This window comes from Mesorhizobium sp. Cs1321R2N1 (genome assembly GCF_037179725.1).
GTDB lineage: Bacteria > Pseudomonadota > Alphaproteobacteria > Rhizobiales > Rhizobiaceae > Mesorhizobium > Mesorhizobium salmacidum.
Genome location: NZ_JAPYKP010000099.1, coordinates 1 through 21094 on the forward strand (window position 1 = coordinate 1; position 21094 = coordinate 21094).

A 21094-nucleotide genomic window follows, 5' to 3' on the forward strand; every position below is an offset into this window, starting at 1 on the left:
GAAGGCGCGCGCGCCACCTTGCGCCGTGCCAGGAAGGCGCTCGACAAGGCCGGCACGCACGGCAAGGCCGACGATTTCCATGACCTGCGCAAGGCGGCCAAGACGCATGGCATGCACCTGTCGCTGCTGGGCAGGCTGTGGCCGACCCCGATCAAGGCGCGGCGCAAGGCTGTCGATGAACTGGGCGAGCAGCTCGGCGAACTGCATGACGTGTTCGTCATGCGGGCGCTGCTCGAGGCGGACAGCGAGCCGCTTGGGCCGCCCGAGGACACGAAACTTCTCGGCAAGCTGCTCAAGCGCTCGGAAAAGAGCCTGAGGAAGGCGTGCCTTGCCGATGCGGCCGAACTGTTCGGCGACAGCCCGAAGCGCTCGACGAAGAGGCTTGCCCGCAAGGCCCGCGACGATCTTGCCGGCGCCTCGTCCGCCGACGATCTGGCCGCTGCGGCCGGTTGACGGCGGAAGACCTCGCCGATCGCCATTGCTCTAAGCGGGTAGCGGCGGTCGCCTTTTTGCCTCGGACGCCTGATCCTTCACCCGCGCGCCGGCGTCGCGCGGATGCGGGCCGATCGGCATGATCGCCTCGAACGGCGTGGCGCCAAAGGCAAACGTCCATTTGTAGCCGACCAGTCCGTCCTCGGGCGTGGTGTGCTGGTCGTGATGGGCCAGCAGTTTCGCGCGGTCGGCAAGCTCCTCGGCCTCGCGCCGCACCATCTCCGCCGTCTCCGGCCGCATCCGCCTGGAGAAGCTGACGAAGGTCGCCTCCCGCTCGAGATGGGTGATCGCCCAGCCGATGAAATTCTTGTTGGTCATCTCGAACAGCGGCCTGAGCGGCCCCTCGAAATTCCACTGGATGGGCGTTTGGACCAGCAATTTCGCCGACAGGCCACGACCGAGCGCGACCAGGCCGAGTTCCTCGAGGTCGCGCAGATAGAGGAACATCGAGGCCTCGCTCAGTCCCTGCGAGCGCATGATGCCTTGCGGCGTGAACTTTTCCGACAGCATGACGAAGACGAAGAGCAGCGCCGGCCGGCCGGCGAGCCTGCGCTCGATCCCGGTCGCGATGTGGTTGACCGGCCCCGGCCCCCGGTTCATCGAGCCGAGCACGTTTTCCAGCTCGACGCCGGCGGCGGCGCAGATCTCCACCAGCCGGTCGAGCTTGCAGTTCTTCTCGTGGAAGATGCGCTTCACCGTCGGCTCGGAAACGCCCATTCGCTCGCCAAGCTCGCGATAGGTGACCCCCTTCGCCTTCAGTGTCCGTTTCAGCGCCTCGAAGATCGGGCCGTTCATGGCACGCACCTCATTCCGGCAGTTTCGTATCGATATTCGATACTAGCGCCAATCTCTCTTTCCGAAAAGTATCGAAAACCGTAGGTCTCCGTCGTCATCACAGGAGACCGGACATGAAACGCATCATCACCTCAGCCTTCATCGCCGCCATCGGCATCGCGGCTCCCGCCCAGGCCGGCGAACTCTGGCGCGCAAGCGGCCTCGAACAGCCGGAATCGGCGCTGTTCGACGCCGCCAATAACCGCATCATCGTTTCCAACATCGTCGGCAATCCGGGCGATGCCGACGGCAATGGTTATCTCAGCGTGCTGTCCCTCGACGGCAAGATCGTAACGCAACACTGGACCGACGGCATGGACGCGCCCAAGGGTATGGCGATATCGGGCGGCAAGCTCTATGTCGCCGACATCACCAAGGTCCGTGTCGTCGACCTCGCCAGCGGCAAGCTCGTCGCCAGCATCGCCGTACCGAACGCGGTCTTCCTGAACGACATGACATCGGACCAGTCCGGCAAGGTCTATGTCACCGACATGCTGGCCGACACGGTCTATCGCATCGATGGCGACAGGCCGGAGCTGTTCGTGAGGGATGCGTTGCTGGCTTCGCCCAACGGCGTCTTCGCCGATGGCGACAGGCTGATCGTGGCCTCCTGGGGTAAGGGCATCAAGGCCGACTTCGGCACCGCCGAGCCGGGCGGGCTGCTGGCGGTCGACCTCGCCAGCAAGGCGGTGACGCCGCTGGCGGGCGCCCAAAGGTTCGCCGACCTCGATGGCGTCATCGCCATTGGCGGCACCATCTATGCCACCGCCTACATGACCGGCACGCTTTACCGATACAGGACCGGCGGCACGCCGGAAGCGGTGGCGCGGTTCAAGCCCGGCAGCGCCGACATCGGTACCGACGGCAAGTCGATCCTCTATGTGCCGCTGATGAACGAGGGCGAAGTGGCGGCGCTGAAGCTCGACTGAGAGCCGGCGTCCCGACGCCGATCCGCGCGACCTTCGCTGACAGCCGTGGATGGACCGTGGTAGGACGGTCCACGCGGCGATGGTCAAGGAGGTTTGCCATGGAAGACCGGGAGATCAGAGCGGCCCTGGATCGCCATTGGGCCGCCTCCGACCGTCACCGGTGCCGGTGATGCGGCGCACGGTGAAGCGCCTGACCGATGACGGGCAGCCGTCCTACACCGTCAGCATCATGGCGTTTCTCGACGGCAAGGTGGCCCGCGAGACCGAGTATTTCGGCGATCCGTTCGAACCCGGACCTTCGCGCGTGCAACGGGTCGAGCGGATATCGTGAGTCACAGCGACGATCATCCGCCGCTCGCGCGAGAAGAACTGCCCGACGATACGGCTGCCCTCGCCCGTTATCTCATCGGCAAGCTGGTGGTGCGCGACTTGCCTGAAGGCAGGGTCAGCGGCCGCATCGTCGAGACCGAGGCCTATGTCGTCGGCGATGCCGCCGGGCATGGCTTTCGGGGAATGACACCGCGCAACCGCTCGCTGTTTCTCGAGCGCGGCCACGCCTATGTCTATCTCGCCTATGGCATCTCGTTCATGCTGAACGTTTCGAGCGACACGCAAGGCACCGGGACCGGCGTGCTGATCCGGGCGCTGGAGCCGCTGGAAGGCATCGCGATCATGCGGCTGAACCGCGGCGTCGAGCGCCTGCGCGACCTGGCGCGCGGGCCGGGAAGGCTGGCCGCGGCATTGCGGATCGATCGTTCGCTCGACGGGCTCGACCTTTGCCGGGAAGGCCCGCTATGGCTCGCTTGGGATGGCACTGAAACCGGCGCGATCGGGCAGAGCATCAGGATCGGCATTTCGAAGGATGCCGAGCGCCTGCTGCGATTTTACCTGAAGGCAAGTCCTTTCGTCAGCGGCCCGGGATCGCTCAATCGATGACGGACGGCTGTTCCACCTCATGTTTTCCCGCCAGCTGCGCCCGCGCATCGCGGATCGAAGCGGCATAGGTCACCAGCGGCCGCTTGACGCCGTGGTTGATCAGCATGCGCCGTATCCGCGGCGAGGCGCCCGAAATGATAAAGCGCACGCCGGCGCGCCTCGCCTTGCGGGCCGCGCTTTCGATGACATTGGCGGCCGTCGAATCAAAAAGCGGCACGGCCGAACAGTCGAGGATGAAGTTGCGGCGCTGGTCGGCGATGCGGTCGAGCACGCTGCCGACGGTGGAGGCGGCGCCGAAGAAGAAGGCGCCCGAGATGCGGTAGACGACGGTGTCGGCGTCAGCGGCCTCGCTAGAATCATAGGCACGGGCGCCGCTGTCGGCGACATCGTCCTGCGCCAGATCCGCCTCGACGGCGACGGACTTCGCCATGCGGTCGATGAACAGGATCGAGCCGAGCGCGAAGCCGACGACGATGCCTTCGGTCAAATCGCGGAAGACGACGATCAGGAAGGTCGCCAGCAGCACCAGCGCATCGCCGCGCGATGCCCTGAGCAGCGTGGCGAAGGCCTGTTTCTCGAACATGTTCCAGCAGACCACCGCCAGCACGCCGGCAAGGGCCGAGAGCGGGATGTAGCTGGCTAGCGGCGCCGCCACCAGCATCAGCACCAGCAGGATAGCCGAATGGACGATGCCCGAAACCGGGCCGTGCGCGCCGGCCCGCACGTTGGTGGCGGTGCGGGCGATGGTGCCGGTGGCGCAGATGCCGCCAAACAGGGCGGATCCGATGTTGGCGAAGCCTTGCGCCACCAGCTCGCAATTCGAGCGGTGCCGCCGGCCAGTCATGCCGTCGGCAACGACGGCCGACAGCAGTGATTCGATCGCGCCAAGCAGCGCGAAGGCGGTCGCGTCCGGCAGGACGTCGAGCATCCTGCCGAGACTGACCGGGGGCAGGCCAGGCCATTGCAGGCTGCGCGGGATGCCGCCATAGCGCGTGCCGATCGTCTCGGCCGGCAGCGCAAACAGCGCCACGACGAGCGAGGCAAGCCCGATGGCGATCAGCATGGAAGGCCATTTCGGCCGCCAGCGCTTCAGGAAAACGATGGTTGCGATGGTGAGCACCGCCACCAAGGTCGCGGCGGGGTTGATCGTGCCGGCCGCTTCGCCAAGCGCGATCAACTTGGGCACGAACGGTCCGGGTTCCCTGCCCGGCAGGGTCAGCCCGAACAGTTCGACGATCTGGCCAGAGAAGATGATGACGGCAATGCCGGCGGTGAAGCCGACGGTGACCGGATAGGGAATGAATTTGATGTAGGTGCCGAGGCGGAGGTACCCGATCGCAAGCAGGAAGACGCCCGCCATCATCGTCGCCAGCAGCAGGCCATCGACGCCGACCCGCGCAGCCGTCGCCGCCACCAGCACGATGAAGGCGCCGGCCGGGCCGCCGATCTGGAAGCGGCTGCCGCCCAAGGCCGAGATGATGAAGCCGCCGACGATGGAGGTGTAGAGGCCGCGTTCCGGCGTCACGCCCGACGCGATCGCAATTGCCATCGACAGCGGCAGCGCGACGATGGCGACGGTCAGGCCGGACATGAAGTCGGCCTTGAATTGCGGCAGGTGGTAGCCCTCGCGCCAGACTGTCACCAGCTTCGGCGTGAACAGCTCGGAAAATGTCGGCTTCACCGGCTGATGGGCCGGTTGATGCACTGCCTGACGCGCTTGATCCATGGGCTGCCTTCCTGCAAAGGCGGCGGGATCGTCGGCAGGACTGTCGGCGGTCGCCGTCGCGACTTATGCCGGCTCAGCCTAGGGATCCGGCGGCACGGCGGGCTTGAGGCGCACGCCCCTGCCGCCGCGCTCGCTGGGCTGGTTCTCGCCGATCAGTTCCACCCCGGCACCATCGAGAGCCTGGATGACCTTCATCAGCGTGTCGACCACGCCCCTGACCACGCCGTCGCTCGCTTCCATGCGCTGGATGGTCGGAAGCGAGACGCCGGCGCGCTCGGCGAGCGTCTTCTGGTCGATGCCGGCCAAGGCCCTTGCGGCACGCATTTGCGCGGCAGTGATCATCGACCGGAACCCATGTCTGAGTCTGCGGAGATAATGTGTAATACCATCATTGTGATGTTTCAAGCATCATTGTAAATGCGTTAGACATAATCGTTGTCGCCTGATAGCCCATTTTCTTCGATACTCCGCGAGAATTTCAAGCTAGGGTGGCGTGCATCCGGGGCAGGGGTATACGCGGTTGAGAATTTTCAAGACTTTGACGATATCGGCAGGTTTGCTGTCGCTGGTTTTGGCGCTGGCGGGCTGTGGTGGGCACCTCATCAACAGATTGATCTGACGGCGAGGTCAGGTGTCGCCGCTCACCGCCTGGCGCCGTTGCAGAAGCCTCGCCACCAACCAGCATAGCATCGCCCAGGCGAAGCCGGCGCACCAGCCCGCCAGCACGTCCGACGGCCAGTGGACGCCGAGATAGACGCGGCTGACGCCGACCAGCACCGTCGTGAGCACTGCCAAGAACAAGACGTAGACCTTGGTCGTCCGGCCCGGCAGGAAGCGCGCCGCGAGCGAACCGAGCGTGAGATAGGTCACCGCCGACAGCATGGCATGGCCGCTCGGGAAGGAAAGCGAGGTCTCGTTGACCAGATGCGAAACCAGTTCCGGGCGTGGCCGGTCGACGCCGACTTTCAGCAGGCTCGACAGCACCTGGCCGCCCGCCACCGCAACGAAGATGAGAAACGCCGTCGCCGGGCGGCGGATCAACAGCAAATAGATGATCGTCGCCGTGGTGATCAGCACCAGCACGCTGGTGCTGCCAAGGCTGGTGATGTCGCGCATCGCCCCTTCCAGCCATGGCGGGCCGATGGGAACGCCGGGCTGGCCCGGCTGGCGGAAGGCAAGCAGGATTTCGGTATCGAAGGCGTGCGGCGTGGTGGCCCGTGCCACCTCCATCAATTCCTCGAACGCCCACAGCCCACCGGCGATGACCAGGCCGGCCAGCAGCACCGGGAATTCGACCCGGTTGAGCAGAGCTTTCGCAGCGTTCTTCATCGGCACCGTTACAATCGCCCTTGCAGATAGGGTCCAAGCGTGATCAGCGCCACGGCGGCGATCGCCAGCGCGATGCCGACGCCCTGCAGCGCGTTGACGCGCTCGCCGAAGAACACCAGCGCCACGACGTTGACCGAGACCAGCTGGATGACCGCCGAGAGGCTGAAAGACACGGACATACCGAACTCGCGGATCAGCCGCAGCATGATCAGATTGCCCAGCGAATAGAGCGCCAGCGTCAGCAGGATCCTGCCCATGCTCGGTGCCAGGCCCCATTGCTTGGCGGCGGTCGCCGCCAGCAGGAAGATCACCGTCGAAAGGCCAAGCTGCAGCAGTCCCGAAAAACTCAACGTCCGTCCCCCTCGAAGCGGCTTTCGCCTGATGTCGCGGACCATGTTTCCGAAGCGCGCCGGGACGTCAAGCGACGTCGTTTCCAACGAAGGTCTTGGCAACGGCGAGACTGAAGCTCAATGTGCTGGAATCGCCCGGCATGTCGACAGAAGGGCGGTTAGGGGACCATGATTCGTATTCTTCAGAACTTGGCGCGGCGCTGGAGCGAGCTTTCCCTTGCCCTGCAATTCGTCGTTGCCGGCGGCTTTGGGCTTCTGGTCGTCATGCTGGTCGTAGGGACCTGGGTGACGACGCAGATCCGGGACGGCATCATTCGCAATTCGGCTGCCACGACGGCGCTTTATGTCGACAGCGTGATTGCGCCGCTACTGCCCGACCTGCGCAAGAGCGAGGAGCTCAGCGAATCCGTCAAACAGGCGCTCGACGAGACGCTCGGCCAGGGCGCTCTCGGCAAACGCCTGGCATCGTTCAGGCTTTGGCGTCGCGACGGCACGGTGCTCTACGCGAAGGACGCGGATTTGATCGGCCGCCGCTTCGACCTGAACAAAAATCTGCGTTCCGCCTTCCAAGGCAGTGTCGTTGCCCAGTTCGATACGTTCGACGAGAACGAAGACAAGGAGCGGGCCGCGGGCGTGCCGTTGCTCGAGATCTACAATCCCGTGCGCGAACCCTGGTCCGGCGACGTGGTCGCCGTCACCGAATTCTACGAGATCGCCAGCGATTTCAAAGCCACCCTGGCTTCCGCCCTGCTGTCGAGCTGGCTGGTGGTGGCCGGCACCACCTTGACGGCATTCCTGCTTCTGTCGAGCATCGTCCTGCGCGCCAGCCGCACCATCGACGATCAGCGCGGGGCGCTGCGCCGCCAGGTGTCGGAGCTGCAAGGGCTGGTGACGCAGAACAGCGCCTTGCGGCAACGCGTGCAGCGGGCGTCCCGCCGCGCCACCGCACTCAACGAAAGATACCTGCGCCGGATCGGCGCCGACCTGCATGACGGCCCGGCCCAGCTCGTGGCCTTGGCGGCGCTGCGCATGGACAGTCCGGTGTTCACCGGCGACGGCCATGGCAGCGAAGGCCGCTCGACCGAGGTCGCCATGATCCGCAAGACGCTGGAGGACGCGATGCGCGAAATACGCGGCATCTGCACCGGCCTGGTGCTGCCGCAGATAGAAACGGCGGCGGCCGCGGACGTGTTGCGGCTGGCCGTCGAGGAACATGAGCACCGGACGGGCACGTCGGTGAGGCTCACCCTGCCCGGACATTTGCCCGAACCCGGCGCTTCTGAGAAGATCAGCATCTATCGCTTCGTGCAGGAGGGGCTGAACAATGCCTACCGCCACGGGCGGGGCAAGGATCAGGCGGTGCATGCAGGAATGAAAAACGGCAGGCTTTTCGTTGAAGTGTCGGATGGCGGGCCGGGCTTCGATCCGGCGCGGGCCGAGGGGTTAGGGCTGGCCGGCCTCAGGGAGCGCGTTGAAAGCATCGGCGGACAGTTCGAAACCCTGACCGGGCCGAAAGGCACGAAGCTGGTGATCCGTCTTTCAGTCGAGGAGCAAGCATAATGGACGCCATTCGCATCGCCATTGTCGACGACCATCCGCTGTTCCGCGAAGGCGTGACCCGCAGCCTGTCGGAGATCGGAGGCTTCGAGATGGCCGGAGAAGGTGCGACCGCGCAGGACGCGGAACGCATCGTCTCGACCATGCAGCCCGACATATTGCTGCTCGATATTTCGATGCCGGGCGGCGGCCTGGCCGCGGTTGCAAGCATCCTTGCCGACCATCCCGCCCAGAAGATCGTCCTATTGACCGTTTCTGAGGCAAATGGCGATGTCACCAAGGCCCTGAATGCTGGCGTGCGCGGCTATGTCCTCAAAGGCGTCGGGTCGCGCTCGCTTGCCGATATCCTGCGCAACGTGGCGGCTGGCGAAAGCTATCTTTCGCCGATGTTGTCGGCCCGGCTGCTTTCCGATGTGCAGTCCCTGCAGCCTGCCAACGGCGTGGCGGACCGGCTGCGGCAACTCACCGGCCGGCAGACCGAAATCCTGCGGCTGGTGGCGGAGGGACTGAGCAACAAGGAAGTTGCCTTGCGCCTGGAACTGCAGGAGAAGACCGTGAAGCACCACATGACGGGGGTGCTGTCGAAACTCAGCGTGCGAAACCGCACGGAAGCAGCCCTCATGATGCGCGAGTTTCGCGACCGCGAGACGGACCGCTCATAGAGCGGTTCAGCGTCTGCGTAATTCCGCCAGGAGAAAGCGCTGCGCGCTTTTCGCGGGAAAACCGTTTTTTCCTGGAATAAGCCCTCGGGGCATTTGGAACGCCGCGCAAAGGAGGTCACCTCCGCCGGGGGGCGGCGGAGGTGACGTGTGAAACCTGGTCGTTGCCTGTTGACCAGCTTCACAAGGCCGAAATTCACAAGGCTGAATTCAGAGGGCCGAAATTCACAGCGCCTTGAGACGGCTGACATCGGCCGGTGTGGCCGGGCGGTCGATGATGGTGCGGCCGAGCGCATCCTTCATCCTGAAACGGCCGTTCTCGATGTTTTCCGTCATACCGTCGGGGTGCTGAACTGTAATCTTGTTGCCGTCCACGTCGACCTCGTCGCCGGTGGTGGCGTTGACATGGCTGCTCTTGTCGCGCTGGCCCTTGCCATTTCCGTTGTTCCCGCCGCCGCTATTCCCGTTACTGTTCCCGCTATTCCCGCTGCCGCCACTGTTACCGCCGCCGTTGCCGCCATTGCCGCCATTGCCGCCATTACCGCCGCTGCCGCCACCATTGCCACCGTCTCCGCCCCCCTTGGCATGTGCGGTCGCGGCATCGATTCCAGGCACGAATCCATGGAAGGCAATTCCATAGGGAGCGACGGTCAGCGCCAGAAGCGCCGCCGATGTCAGAGCCAGGCGACAACAACGGGCCGTAATCGATCCGTGCATACTGATCTCCGTCGATTGAGCCGGCGCGCTCACCCCAACGTTGCAGTGCAACCAACATCGCCGAAAGACATGGTGACCGAAAGCGGCCTCCGACCGTTGCGTTTGTCCCCCAGGACCTTTGCAGGCGCAAGATTGGACTAAAGTCCTAGGCTCCGGCGTGAAAACCGGTATCGTGAGGGAGCGGCAGCGCGGATACGATGTCACGAAAATGTGATCGGTCGACTGTAAGGCGGTCGAACAGGCAACAAAATCCAGCCAAATCCAGCCAGATCCAGCCAGAGGCTCCCATGACCGAACATCGCTCCACTGATGCCCGATTCCGCACCAGCCTGCTCGAGGAAAACGAAGGCCCAGCCAACAATCCCAGCGAAAACCGCACGATGGGCGAGATTATCGCCGCGCGGTTCTCGCGCCGTGGCTTCCTCAAGGGTTCGCTTGCCGTCTCGGCGATCGCCGCCACCGTCAGCCCGCTGGCGATGATCGCCGCCGACGATGCTCGCGCCGCGGAAGGCTCCGCCTTCACATTCGACGAGCTGGAGGCCGGCATCGACGACAAGCACCATGTCGCGCCGGGTTACGACGCCGACGTGTTGTTGCGCTGGGGCGATCCGCTGTTTGCCGATTCGCCGGAATTCGACCCGACCAGGCAGTCGGCGCAAGCCCAGGCCAGGCAGTTCGGCTATAACAACGACTATGTCGGCTATGTCGCGATCGACGGCTCGGCGGAACACGGCCTGCTGGTCGTGAACCACGAATACACCAACCCGCATCTGATGTTCCCGGGCATCGTCAAGATCGTCGAGAAGGACGGCAAGAAGTCGGCCGAGGTGGCGCCGCTCTCGAAGGAGCAGGTCGATGTCGAGATGGCCGCCCATGGCGGCACCATCGTCGAGATCCGCAAGGACGGCGGCAAATGGCAGGTGGTGCGTGACGGCAAGCTCAACCGCCGCATCACCTCCAACACCGAGATGGCGCTGTCCGGCCCGGTCGCCGGCCATGACCGCGTCAAGACCAATGCCGATCCGTCCGGAACGAAAGTCTTCGGCACGATCAACAACTGCGCCGGCGGCGTCACGCCCTGGGGCACGTATGTGATGGCCGAGGAGAACATCCACGGCTATTTCTCCGGCGAGCTGCCGGAGGGCCACAAGGAAGCCGCCAACTACAAGCGCCTCGGCATACCGGAAGGCGCCTATGAATGGGGCGCGCATTATGACCGCTTCAACCTCGCCAAGGAGCCGAACGAGCCCAACCGCTTCGGCTGGATCGTCGAGGTCGATGTCAACGACCCGAATTCGGTACCGCGCAAGCGTACTGCCATGGGCCGTTTCAAGCATGAGGGCGCTGAATCGATCGTCGCCAAGGACGGTCGCGTCGTCTTCTATCTCGGCGACGACGAGCGCTTCGACTATGTCTACAAGTTCGTCACCAGGGGCATGTTCAACGCCGGCGACCGCGCGGCCAACAAGGACCTGCTCGACGACGGCACGCTGCATGTCGCCAAATTCGCCGAGGACGGCTCGGTCGAATGGATGCCGATCGTGTTCGGGCAGGGTCCGCTGACGGCGGAAAACGGTTTTGCCGGCCAGGCCGACGTGCTGGTCGAGACGCGCCGCGCCGCCGACCTGCTTGGCGCCACCAAGATGGACCGGCCGGAAGACATCCAGCCCAATGCCGGCAACGGCAAGGTCTATGTCATGCTGACCAACAATTCCAAGCGCAAGGCCGATCAGGTGGATGCCGCCAACCCGCGCGCCGGGAATGCCTTCGGCCACATCATCGAGATCGTCGAGGACGGCGGCGATTTCGCCGCCACGAAGGGCAAGTGGGAAGTGCTGCTGAAATGCGGCGACCCCGAGGTAGCCGATGTCGGCGCCACCTTCTCCACCGCGACGACGGCCCATGGCTGGTTCGGCATGCCCGACAATTGCACGGTCGATTCGGCCGGGCGCCTGTGGGTCGCCACCGACGGCCAGGGCCCGAAGGCCACCGGACGCACCGACGGCCTGTGGGCGGTGGACACGGAAGGATCGGCGCGGGCGACCTCGAAACTGTTCTTCCGGGTGCCGATCGGCGCCGAAATGTGCGGCCCGCTGTTCGCGCCGGACGACCAGACCGCCTTCGTCGCCGTCCAGCATCCGGGTGACGGCGGCGAGGACTGGGATGCGTTCGGCCGGCCCTCCTACTACGAGGACCCGTCGACCCGCTGGCCCGATTTCAAGCCGGACATGCCGGTGCGGCCGGCGGTCGTGGCGATCACCAAACAGGGCGGCGGCAAGATCGCCGTCTGACGTCGGGCGAGGCAAACGAGAGAGGCTCCGGGAATCCGAAGCCCCTCTTTTTGTGCGCTGCCTGCATTCAAGCCTCGGGAAAGATTGGCAATTTACACGTGGCGCCCTAGATCGCGACCAGGAGATCATCGCCATGCCCAAGTCGATCTACGACCGTGGCCTGCTCAAACCTGACGAAGTGGCCACCTTGCAACGTGTCTTCGATGAGGCCTGCCGCCGACGCGAAGCGCATCCCGAATCCGCCAAGGCGCGTGAATTGGCTCTCACCTTGCTCGCCCTCTACAATGCCGGCATGGTCGACGAGGAGATGCTGACCGAGGCTGTCGGTTTCCGGCGGCTGGAGCCGAAATCAGCGTGAAGTGCCCGGCTGACCGGGACCGGCGATCCGCCCAGCGATCGCCCTGGCCAATATGGCCGCATTGGCGAAGCAGCCGCGGATGCTCGGCCGCATGCCGGTGAACCACAGGCCGGGCAGTTTCGGGTCGGCCTGGCCGCCGTTGAAGAGCGGAACGCCCTTCTCGTCGAGCACGCCGAGATCGCCGACCATGCGCTCCAGCCCGGTACGGTATCCCGTCGCGGCTATGACGATGTCGGGAGCAACCATGCTGCCATTGGCCAGGATGACGCCATCGCGGGTGAACTCCCGTATCGCCGGCACGACCACGATCCTGCCGGATTTGATGGCATCGACGGCGCCGTCGTCCGCGGCGATCGCGGTATAGTCCGAAGTCAGGCGGCTGGCGCCGCCGGCGGGTGCCGGCGGCATGCCGAATTTGGTGAGATCGCCGAAAACCAGGCGCTGCGTCACCGCCATAACTGCATCGGCGACGCGCAGCGGCAAGCGCGCCATGAGCGGCGAGAGCCGGTGTACGGCGATCTTGCCGACGCGCTTGGGCAAAAGGGCGGGACCGTTGCGAGCCGACAGCCAGACAGCGGCGGTGTCGACGCCCGTCAGGTGATTGAGGGCATCGAAGCCCGAATTGCCGGCGCCGACAACCAGCACCTTCTTGCCCGCATAGGCCCGGGCGTCGCCGAAATCGGCCGAATGGATGATCCGGCCCGCGAACGCCTGCATGCCCTTCCATTGCGGCGTGTAGGGCTCCCTGTCGCGGCCGGTGGCGACAACGACGTGACGCGCCAGGCGCGAGCCGGCGCTGGTGCGCACGATCCAGTGGTCGCCCCCGAACATGATGGCCTCGGCGGAAACGCCAAACTCCACCGGCAAACGGTTCGCCTCATGGAAATCGTTCATATGGCGGATGACGACATCCCGGTGCGGAAAGGCGGGGGTCCCCTTGGGATAGGCAAGGCCGGGCAGCGCCGAGAGATCGCGATGGGTGTTGAGGTGCAGTTGCTCGTGGCGCCGGCGCCACGGCTCGGCGAGCCGGCTTTCCTTCTCGAGGACCGCCGTCGCCACGCCGGCCTTCGTCAAGGCCCGCGCGACAGCCAGCCCGGCGGCGCCAGCGCCGATGACGATCGCCGGCTCGACCGCCACCATCTGCTCCATCATCGTCCCGGGTGTCGTATCAGCCATTCACTCTCGAATCCCATTCGCCCTTGCGGCAACCCGAAAGGCTCGCAGGCCGTTGTAACCGTTTGATCGCGCGCAGGACCCGAACGGCAAATCGATGCCGATCTTCGATGGCCCCGCGCCGCCGAGGTCTCGCTCCGGAGCATTCCACCGCCCGGTGGAAACAGCCGGTCGCGCCACCGCGGCCAAAACAACGACATGGAGCGGATTACCCGCTTCTGTCCGAATACATCCAGCCCTATATGGCATATCGGCGGCATCGGCGATAATCAGGTCGCGGCAAAGTGATTGATTCGAGGTCCGGGGGCTGGGGATCTCGTCACAGACGTGGGCATTCGAAACCGGCAATCGATTTCGGCTACCCGCGAGAAATCAAGACGCCGTGGCGCGTCTTGCGTGTCGACCGACACGTCGCGCCACAAACGGCACGCGGAATCTCGATCATGCCCTCCTTGCGGATCTATTTCGACAACATCCTCGAGGGGGCCTCGCCCAAGGTCGAGCGCCAGGCGCTGGCGCATGTCGAGCGGCTGGCGCTGGTGCGCCGCCATGGCGACTTCTCGCTCGCCTATTCCACCGCCGTGCAGCGCAAGCTTTCCTATTTTGGCGACGCCGACGGCTACATCGCCTTCGCCACCAAGATGAAGCACCATTTCGCGCTCGGGGATCCAGTGGCGGCGCCGGCGCAGCGGCCCGATTATATCAGACGCTTCGTCGAGAGTGCCGGCGGCCCATGGTTCGTGCAGATCGGCGAACAGACCGCCCAGGTCCTTGCCGGCCTCGGCTACAAGATAAACCGGCTGGGCATCGATACCCGCCTGCCGCTGCCCGACCATGATTTTTCCGGCAAGCGCAACGAGACGGTGCGTTATTCCGAGCGCTGGCTGCTGAAGAAAGGCTTTTCGTTCGAGGAGGACAAACGCACGATCAACCTCGACGAGATCTCCCGGCTCTCGCAAAATTGGCGCGGCGACCGCATCGTCAAGCGCTGGGAGATGGGTTTCCTCAACCGTCCGTTTTACGATCAGCTCGGCAGCGACATGCGCCGTTTCGTGCTGCACGGTCCCGATGGCGACCTGGTCGCCCTGCTCGATTTCGATCCGATGTTCGCCGGCGGCAAGGTGATCGGCTACACCACCGCCTTCAAGCGCAAGCATATCGATGCCTCGCCGCATGCCGAGATCGGCCTCACCAAATTCGCCGTCGACCGGTTTCGCGAGGAGGGTATCTCGGTGGTGACGCTCGGCCTGTCGCCGCTCGTCGATGTGGGTCCCAGCGGATTTGCCGAAAGCGACTTCTGGCGCAACACCTTCCAGCGCGCCTACGATTCGCCCTGGGTCAACCGCCGCAGGTTCAACCTGCAGGGCCAGGCGGCATTCAAGCGCCGCTTCCACGGCGTCGAGGAGCCGGTCTACATCGCCTTTCGCGAGGGGACCTACATCGAGATGCTGGGGTTGCTGCGGCTGGTCAAGGCGATTTGAGATCTGCCCTTTCCTCGCCCTGCGGAGCGGGGAGAGGAACCAAGTCCCAGCCGATCAGTTCCGCAGCCGGTAGCCGGTCCGGAAGATCCAGGCGACGATCGCGATGCAGACGGCCAGGAACACCAGCGTCATGCCGAGGCTGATGCCGACCGAGACGTCGGCCTTGCCGTAGAAACTCCAGCGGAAACCGCTGATCAGGTAGACCACCGGGTTGAACAGCGTGATCGTCTTCCAGATGCCGGGCAGCATGTGGATCGAATAGAAGCTGCCGCCAAGGAAGGTCAGCGGGGTGACGATCAGGAGCGGCACCAGCTGCAGTTGCTCGAAGCTTTTCGCCCAGATGCCAATGATGAAGCCGAACAGGCTGAAGGTCACCGCCGTCAGGATCAGGAAGGCGAGCATCCAGAACGGATGTTCGATGTGCAGCGGCACGAACAGCGAGGCCGTGGCCAGGATGATCAGGCCGAGGATGATCGACTTGGTGGCCGCGCCGCCGACATAGGCGATGACGATCTCCAGATAGGAGACCGGCGCCGACAGAAGCTCGTAGATCGAGCCGACGAATTTCGGGAAATAGATGGCGAAAGAGGCGTTGGAGATCGACTGCGTCAAGAGCGACAGCATGATCAGTCCCGGCACGATGAAGGCGCCGTAGCTGATGCCGTCGATCTCGGTGATGCGCGAGCCGATGGCCGAGCCGAAGACGACGAAATAGAGCGATGTCGAGATGACCGGCGAGATGATGCTCTGCAGCACGGTGCGGAACGCACGCGCCATCTCGACCCGATAGATCGCCCATACCGCACGTAGATTCATGGCCGCACGCGGGTTCATGGCTCTTGCCTCAGGAGATTGACGAAGATCTCTTCGAGCGAGCTGTTCTTGGTGTCGAGATCGCGGAACTGGATGCCGGCCGCCTCGAGATCGCGGATCAGCGAGGCGACGCCCGGCCGGTCGCTCTGGTTGTCATAGGTATAGGTGAGCTGGTTGCCGTCCGGCGACAGTTCGAGCGCGTAGTTCGAGAGGCCCTCGGGCACGCTGCCGAGTGGCGCGCGCAGCTCCAGCCTCATCTCCTTGCGGCCGAGCTTGAGCATCAGTTCGGCCTTGTCCTCGACCAGGATGATCTCGCCGCGGTTGATGACGCCGACGCGGTCGGCCATGGCCTCGGCTTCCTCGATATAATGCGTGGTGAGGATAATGGTGACGCCATCCTCGCGCAGCCGGCGCACCATCGCCCACATGTCCTGGCGCAGTTCGACGTCGACGCCGGCGGTCGGCTCGTCGAGGAACAGGACGCGCGGCTCGTGCGACAGCGCCTTGGCGATCATCAGCCGCCGCTTCATGCCGCCCGAGAGCGTAATCGCCTTGGCGTCCTTCTTGTCCCACAGCGACAGATCGCGCAGCACCTTCTCGACAAAGGCAGGATTGGCCGGCCTGCCGAACAGGCCGCGGCTGTAATTGACGGTTGCCCAGACGCTCTCGAAGGCGTCGATGGTGAGTTCCTGCGGCACCAGCCCGATCAGGCTGCGCGCGGCGCGGTAGTCCTTGCTGATGTCGTGGCCGTCGACGGTGACGGTGCCCGACGAGCGGTTGACGATGCCGCAGACGATCGAGATCAGCGTCGTCTTGCCGGCGCCGTTGGGACCGAGCAGCGCGAAGATCTCGCCACGCGCTATGTCGAGGCTGACTTCCTTGAGCGCGGTGAAGCCGGTGGCGTAGGTCTTGGAGACCCCGGAAATGGAAAGAATGGAGGGCATGGCTGAAAACGGCTGCTTGAAAGAGGTGTCTTGATATAGGCCTGTTGTCGCCCAGTGCAACTGCAAGTCAATGCCCTGCTGCCAGTTCTCGACATTGAAGCCGGGGGCCGGTTGGAAATGGGTGGCTTCTATTCGGTAAAATTGTCCTGTGGCGTTCAGCCTCGCGGCGGGACGCCGCTTTGACCTGACCCGGCTTCGGGCCTATCCTTCGCCAGTATTGGAGCAATTCCAGGAAGAGTGTGAAGCGCTTTTCCCGGGAAAAGCGCATAACGCTTTCCCTGGGGAATGGCGTCGAAATAAATAATAAGCAGCCGGAGCCCGCCATGGACCCGCTTATTCTCTCGCGCATGCAGTTCGGCGCGAATATCTCGTTCCATATCCTGTTTCCGACGATCACCATTGCCCTTGGCTGGGTGCTGCTGTTCTTCAAGCTGCGCTACAACGCGACCAATGATTCCGCCTGGATGCGCGCCTATTTCACCTGGGTGAAGGTGTTCGCGCTGTCCTTTGCCATGGGCGTGGTTTCGGGCGTCACCATGAGCTTCCAGTTCGGCACCAACTGGCCGGGCTACATGCAGCATGTCGGCAACATCGCGGGACCGCTGCTCGCCTACGAGATCCTCACCGCCTTCTTCCTTGAAGCGGCCTTCCTCGGCATCATGCTGTTCGGCTTCCGCCGCGTTTCCAACCGCGTCCACACGCTGGCCACGGTGCTGGTCGCCGGCGGCACCACGCTGTCGGCCTTCTGGATCATCGCGCTCAATTCCTGGATGCAGACCCCGGCCGGTTTCGAAATGCGCGACGGCGTCGCGCACGCCGTCGACTGGTGGGCCATCGTCTTCAACCCGTCCATGCCCTACCGGCTGGTGCACATGCTGCTCGCCTCGGGGCTGACGGTGTCGTTCCTGATCGCAGGCCTGTCGGCGCTGCGCTACCTCAAGGGCGACCGTTCGGAATCGATGTGGAAGGCGCTGCGCACCGGCGTCTTCACCGCCGCGATCCTGATCCCGATCCAGATCCTGGCCGGCGACCAGCACGGGCTGAACACGCTGGAGCACCAGCCGCAGAAGATCGCCGCCATGGAGGCCAACTGGAACACCGGCCCCAACGTGCCGCTGGTGCTGTTCGCGCTGCCCGACGAGGCGACCAGGAAAAACAAGTTCGAGGTCGCGATTCCCGACGGCGCCAGCCTTATCCTGCGGCACAGCATCGACGGTGTCGTGCCGGGGCTGAACGATTTTCCGGGCAACCACCCGCCGGTCTTTCCGCTCTTCTGGAGTTTCCGCATCATGGTTGGCACCGGGGTTTTGATGCTCGCCGTCTCGTGGTCGGCCGCCTTCTTCCTCAAGCGCCGGCATTCGCTGCCGAAGCCGCTCGCGCTGCTGATGGTGCCGATGGCGCTGTCGGGCTGGCTGGCGACACTGGCCGGCTGGTACACGACCGAGATCGGCCGCCAGCCCTGGCTGGTGACCGGCGTGCTGAAGACCGCCGACGCCGTCGGTCCGGTGGCCGGCAGCCATGTCGCGCTGACGCTCGCCGTCTACCTTCTCCTCTACGTGCTTTTGCTGATCGCCTATCTCGGCGTGCTGGTGCACCTGGCGCTGAAGGCGGCCAAGGATGGCGACACCTCACCGCTGCCGGGCGTGATGAAGACGGCCATGTCGCAACCGGCGGCGGGGGAGTGAAAGATGACCTACGACTGGCCAACCCTGCTTCCCCTCATCTTCGCCGGCCTGATGGGCCTCGCCATTCTGATCTACGTCATTCTCGACGGCTTCGACCTCGGCATCGGCATGCTGTTCGCCGCCGCCGAGGACACCGAGCAGGACACGATGATCGCCGCGATCGGCCCGTTCTGGGACGCCAACGAGACCTGGCTGGTGCTGGCCGTCGGCCTGCTGCTGGTCGCCTTTCCGCTGGCGCATGGCGTCATCCTCACCGCGCTCTACATTCCGGTCTTCGTGCTGCTGGTCGGACTGATCCTGCGCGGCGTCGCCTTCGATTTCCGCGCCAAGGTGCCGGCCGGCCGCAAGCACCGCTGGAACCGTATCTTCTTCCTGGGCTCGCTCACCGCCTCGCTGGCGCAGGGCTACATGCTGGGCGTCTACGTGCTCGGCCTCGATGTCGGGCCGGGCGGCATGGCGTTCGGCGTGCTGGTGGCGTTCTGTCTTGCTGCAGCTTATGCCGCGATGGGCGCTGCCTGGGTGATCTACAAGACCGAGGGCGAGTTGCAGAAGAAGGCGGTGCTCTGGCTGCGCACGGCGCTGGTGCTGACCGCGCTCGGTATGGCCGCCGTGTCGCTGGCGACACCCTTCGCCAGCCCGCGCATCTTCGCCAAATGGTTCGGATGGCCGCAGATGCTCTATCTGTCGCCGCTGCCGATCCTGTCGGCGCTGCTGTTTCTCTGGCTGTGGCGGCAGACCTTCCACCTGCCCCGGCCCAACGACCGCCATGCGCTGACGCCGTTCCTGACGCTGGCCGCCATCTTCGCGCTCGGCTTTGCCGGCCTTGCCTGGTCGTTCTATCCCTATGTGGTGCCAGATCGCCTGACCATCTGGCAGGCGGCGTCGGCGACCGAAAGCCTCGCCATCATCCTGGCCGGCACCGTGGTGGTGCTGCCGGTGATCATCTTCTATTCGTTCTACGCCTACCGCGTGTTCGGCGGCAAGGCGACGGATTTGACTTACGATTGAGGGTGGTGCGAGACGTTGAAGGTCACGGCGAGGCGCCCCCCTCTGGCCTGTCGGCCATCTCCCCCTCAAGGGGGGAGATCGGATGTCGCGACGGGGTTCGCCAAATTTCAACGTTGAAGAAAAAGGTGCCGGAGCCGAGACCGCCGATCTCCCCCCTCGTGGGGGAGATGTCCGGCAGGACAGAGGGGGGGCGCTGCCCCGCCGGCCTATCGCACTCTCGCGCCCCGCCGAGAACCTCAATTGCTCGCCGACAGCACCAGCACCGGCTTTTCGCTGTAGAGCGACGGGAAAAGCGTCTTCAAATTCGCCACCTTGGGCAGGTCGTTGTAGACGATGTAGGGATAGGTCGGGTTCAGCGTCAGGAAATCCTGGTGGTAGTTTTCGGCCGGGTAGAAGGTCTTGCCGGTCTCCAGCGTGGTGACGATGGGTTCGGGAAACACCTTGGCCTTGTCGAGCTGGGCGATATAGCTCTGCGCGATCTTCTTCTGGGCGTCGTTTTCGGCAAAGATCGTCGAGCGGTACTGCGTGCCCGAGTCCGGACCCTGGTAGTTGAGCTGGGTCGGATTGTGGGCGACCGAGAAATAGACCTGCAGCAGCTGGCCATAGGTCACCTTGGACGGATCATAGGTGATCTCGACGGATTCGGCGTGGCCGGTGCGGCCGGTGCCGACCGTCTCGTAGACGGCGTCGTCCTTGGCGCCGCCAGTATAGCCCGAGACCGCCTTGCTGACGCCCTTGACGTGCTGGAACACGCCCTGCACGCCCCAGAAGCAGCCGCCGGCGAAGATGGCCTTCTCGCTGCCGGGGGCCGCCTTTTCGTCGATTGCCGGCGGCGGGATTTTCACCGCATCCTCGGCGGAGACGGCGGGCGTCAGCCAGAAGGCGGCGCCCGCGACGGCAAGGGCGAGTGCGGCGAGCCCGCCGCGGACAAAGCCGGTCGAACGATTGTTGATATTGGTCATGGTTGCACTCCTCATGGCTTCCCCTGGGATCGGTCCATTGGGGATCAGTCTATTGGATCAGCTGCCGTGGCGCGATGCGCGAGTTGCGGCCGAGGCTCACATTCGCGTGCGGCCCGGACTTTTTGCCTTGACGTCATTCCCGACGCATAACCGCTTCAAGCCTTTGCCGGTTTGCTCCGGCAACTGTCCCCGGCTGGACAGGGAGCCCGCCAGGGACAGAAGGCCACGCGCCAATCTCAATTGGCTATCAATTGGCCGTGGCATCCGTTGCCGGCTTCATGGCATCGGTCGCCGGTTTCATCGCGTCCGTCGCGGGCTTCATGGCATCGGCGGCGGGCTTCATGGAGTTGGTGGCCATCGGGTCGGCCGGCTTCATCGCATCGGTTGCCGGTTTCATGGCGTCCGCGGCAGGCGCCATGGCGTTGGCGGCGGGCTTCATCGCGTTGGTGGCGTCATCGGCGCGCGCGATGCCGCCGGCAAACAGGGCCGTCGAGCAGAGAGCGAGCGTGAGCGCCGGCAGCGTCAGGCGGGAGAAATTGGTCATGATAGGCTTCCTTGCGGGGTTGATGGCACGCCCTTACCGGGTGGCCGGGCTCTTGCGCCGCCGCCCGTGCGGCGGCGCAAATCTCTGCTTGGCAAATCTCTGCTCGGCAAATCTCTACTTGGCGATTTAGTTGGCGGCGGCGGCCAGGATCGGCCCGCCGCCGGGCGACTGCACCAGCACGGCGGTGCTGAGGCCGCCCGAGGCTGCCGGCAAATCGAGCGTCTTGGCCTCGCCGGTCCAGCTGCCGAGTTTTGTCAGCGCATGCACGACATTGGCGTGCGGCAAGGTGCGGCCGGTGTTTTCGCC

The 21094-nt window shown here is 64.6% G+C and carries 22 protein-coding genes and 1 pseudogene; 11 read left to right on the forward strand and 12 right to left on the reverse strand.

Translation table 11 applies throughout. The annotated features are described in order from the left end of the window. Positions 1-453 (forward strand): CHAD domain-containing protein (locus O7A61_RS21895; protein WP_337131575.1); only part of this gene is annotated, 453 nt, incomplete at its 5' end. A 30-nt stretch (positions 454-483) separates the two neighbouring features. On the opposite strand, the gene O7A61_RS21900 is transcribed toward O7A61_RS21895, so the two are convergent. Next, positions 484-1287, reverse strand: a complete 804-nt coding sequence (locus tag O7A61_RS21900) for a helix-turn-helix domain-containing protein (protein ID WP_337131576.1) — start codon at positions 1285-1287, stop codon at positions 484-486. Between the two features lie 113 nt (positions 1288-1400). Here O7A61_RS21900 and O7A61_RS21905 point away from each other — a divergent pair, with 113 nt between their 5' ends. The 3 genes from O7A61_RS21905 to O7A61_RS21915 all read left to right on the forward strand — a co-directional run bounded on the left by O7A61_RS21905 (position 1401) and on the right by O7A61_RS21915 (position 3191). Next, complete coding sequence (locus tag O7A61_RS21905) at positions 1401-2255, forward strand: SMP-30/gluconolactonase/LRE family protein (RefSeq protein WP_337131577.1); 855 nt, start codon at positions 1401-1403, stop codon at positions 2253-2255. Positions 2256-2391: 136 nt separating this feature from the next. Next, on the forward strand, positions 2392-2586 hold the full coding sequence (locus tag O7A61_RS21910) for a hypothetical protein (RefSeq protein WP_442921097.1): 195 nt from the start codon (positions 2392-2394) through the stop codon (positions 2584-2586). Further along, the gene (locus tag O7A61_RS21915; protein ID WP_337131578.1) at positions 2583-3191 is read left to right on the forward strand and encodes a DNA-3-methyladenine glycosylase; all 609 of its coding nucleotides are present in this window, start codon (positions 2583-2585) and stop codon (positions 3189-3191) included. The genes O7A61_RS21910 and O7A61_RS21915 overlap by 4 nt, the downstream gene beginning before the upstream one ends. On the opposite strand, the gene O7A61_RS21920 is transcribed toward O7A61_RS21915, so the two are convergent. From O7A61_RS21920 to O7A61_RS21935, 4 genes are all read right to left on the reverse strand, one after another. Next, positions 3181-4917, reverse strand: a complete 1737-nt coding sequence (locus tag O7A61_RS21920) for a SulP family inorganic anion transporter (protein WP_337131579.1) — start codon at positions 4915-4917, stop codon at positions 3181-3183. The two genes, O7A61_RS21915 and O7A61_RS21920, sit on opposite strands and share 11 nt — an antisense overlap. Before the next feature lie 78 nt (positions 4918-4995). Next, the gene (locus O7A61_RS21925) at positions 4996-5259 is read right to left on the reverse strand and encodes a helix-turn-helix domain-containing protein (protein ID WP_140715716.1); all 264 of its coding nucleotides are present in this window, start codon (positions 5257-5259) and stop codon (positions 4996-4998) included. A gap of 285 nt (positions 5260-5544) precedes the next feature. After that, positions 5545-6246, reverse strand: a complete 702-nt coding sequence (locus tag O7A61_RS21930) for a phosphatase PAP2 family protein (RefSeq protein WP_337131591.1) — start codon at positions 6244-6246, stop codon at positions 5545-5547. Between the two features lie 8 nt (positions 6247-6254). Further along, entirely contained in the window at positions 6255-6596 is a 342-nt protein-coding gene (locus O7A61_RS21935; RefSeq protein ID WP_337131580.1) for a hypothetical protein, read from the reverse strand. Positions 6597-6764: 168 nt separating this feature from the next. Between O7A61_RS21935 and O7A61_RS21940 the strand changes: the two genes are divergently transcribed. Next, complete coding sequence (locus O7A61_RS21940; RefSeq protein WP_337108542.1) at positions 6765-8156, forward strand: sensor histidine kinase; 1392 nt, start codon at positions 6765-6767, stop codon at positions 8154-8156. Beyond that, positions 8153-8815, forward strand: coding sequence for a response regulator transcription factor (locus tag O7A61_RS21945; protein WP_337108603.1), 663 nt, complete (start codon positions 8153-8155; stop codon positions 8813-8815). The genes O7A61_RS21940 and O7A61_RS21945 overlap by 4 nt, the downstream gene beginning before the upstream one ends. Positions 8816-9037: 222 nt before the next feature. Here the strand turns inward: O7A61_RS21945 and O7A61_RS21950 are convergent, their stop codons facing one another. Beyond that, a complete protein-coding gene (locus O7A61_RS21950) occupies positions 9038-9529 on the reverse strand; it encodes a hypothetical protein (RefSeq protein WP_337131592.1) in 492 nt (163 codons plus the stop codon). Between the two features lie 287 nt (positions 9530-9816). Between O7A61_RS21950 and O7A61_RS21955 the strand changes: the two genes are divergently transcribed. Both O7A61_RS21955 and O7A61_RS21960 read left to right on the forward strand, forming a co-directional pair. Then, complete coding sequence (locus O7A61_RS21955) at positions 9817-11820, forward strand: PhoX family protein (protein ID WP_337131581.1); 2004 nt, start codon at positions 9817-9819, stop codon at positions 11818-11820. A 133-nt stretch (positions 11821-11953) separates the two neighbouring features. After that, a complete protein-coding gene (locus tag O7A61_RS21960; protein ID WP_140507098.1) occupies positions 11954-12178 on the forward strand; it encodes a hypothetical protein in 225 nt (74 codons plus the stop codon). Here the strand turns inward: O7A61_RS21960 and O7A61_RS21965 are convergent. Continuing rightward, positions 12170-13354: a flavin-containing monooxygenase gene (locus O7A61_RS21965; protein WP_337131583.1), complete on the reverse strand. Its 1185-nt coding sequence runs from the start codon at positions 13352-13354 to the stop codon at positions 12170-12172. The two genes, O7A61_RS21960 and O7A61_RS21965, sit on opposite strands and share 9 nt — an antisense overlap. Positions 13355-13794: 440 nt before the next feature. Between O7A61_RS21965 and O7A61_RS21970 the strand changes: the two genes are divergently transcribed. Beyond that, positions 13795-14832, forward strand: coding sequence for a phosphatidylglycerol lysyltransferase domain-containing protein (locus tag O7A61_RS21970; RefSeq protein WP_337131584.1), 1038 nt, complete (start codon positions 13795-13797; stop codon positions 14830-14832). Positions 14833-14886: 54 nt separating this feature from the next. Here O7A61_RS21970 and O7A61_RS21975 read toward each other — a convergent pair whose 3' ends face one another. Together O7A61_RS21975 and O7A61_RS21980 are read right to left on the reverse strand one after the other, a co-directional pair. Beyond that, positions 14887-15648, reverse strand: coding sequence for an ABC transporter permease (locus O7A61_RS21975; protein WP_027146438.1), 762 nt, complete (start codon positions 15646-15648; stop codon positions 14887-14889). 14 nt (positions 15649-15662) lie between these two features. After that, positions 15663-16589, reverse strand: coding sequence for an ABC transporter ATP-binding protein (locus tag O7A61_RS21980; RefSeq protein ID WP_337131585.1), 927 nt, complete (start codon positions 16587-16589; stop codon positions 15663-15665). 323 nt (positions 16590-16912) lie between these two features. On the opposite strand from O7A61_RS21980, the gene O7A61_RS21985 reads away from it, so the two are divergent. Both O7A61_RS21985 and O7A61_RS21990 read left to right on the forward strand, forming a co-directional pair. Next, on the forward strand, positions 16913-18274 hold the full coding sequence (locus O7A61_RS21985; protein ID WP_337131586.1) for a cytochrome ubiquinol oxidase subunit I: 1362 nt from the start codon (positions 16913-16915) through the stop codon (positions 18272-18274). A 3-nt stretch (positions 18275-18277) separates the two neighbouring features. After that, on the forward strand, positions 18278-19282 hold the full coding sequence (locus O7A61_RS21990; protein WP_337131587.1) for a cytochrome d ubiquinol oxidase subunit II: 1005 nt from the start codon (positions 18278-18280) through the stop codon (positions 19280-19282). 236 nt (positions 19283-19518) lie between these two features. Here O7A61_RS21990 and msrA read toward each other — a convergent pair whose 3' ends face one another. The 3 genes and pseudogenes from msrA to O7A61_RS22005 form a co-directional block, all read right to left on the reverse strand. Continuing rightward, complete coding sequence (gene msrA, locus O7A61_RS21995) at positions 19519-20244, reverse strand: peptide-methionine (S)-S-oxide reductase MsrA (protein ID WP_337131589.1); 726 nt, start codon at positions 20242-20244, stop codon at positions 19519-19521. Positions 20245-20491: 247 nt separating this feature from the next. Next, positions 20492-20788 (reverse strand): hypothetical protein, encoded by a 297-nt coding sequence (locus tag O7A61_RS22000; RefSeq protein WP_337131590.1) that lies wholly within the window; start codon positions 20786-20788, stop codon positions 20492-20494. 126 nt (positions 20789-20914) lie between these two features. Beyond that, positions 20915-21094: pseudogene (locus O7A61_RS22005) on the reverse strand (DUF1223 domain-containing protein); the annotation flags it as partial.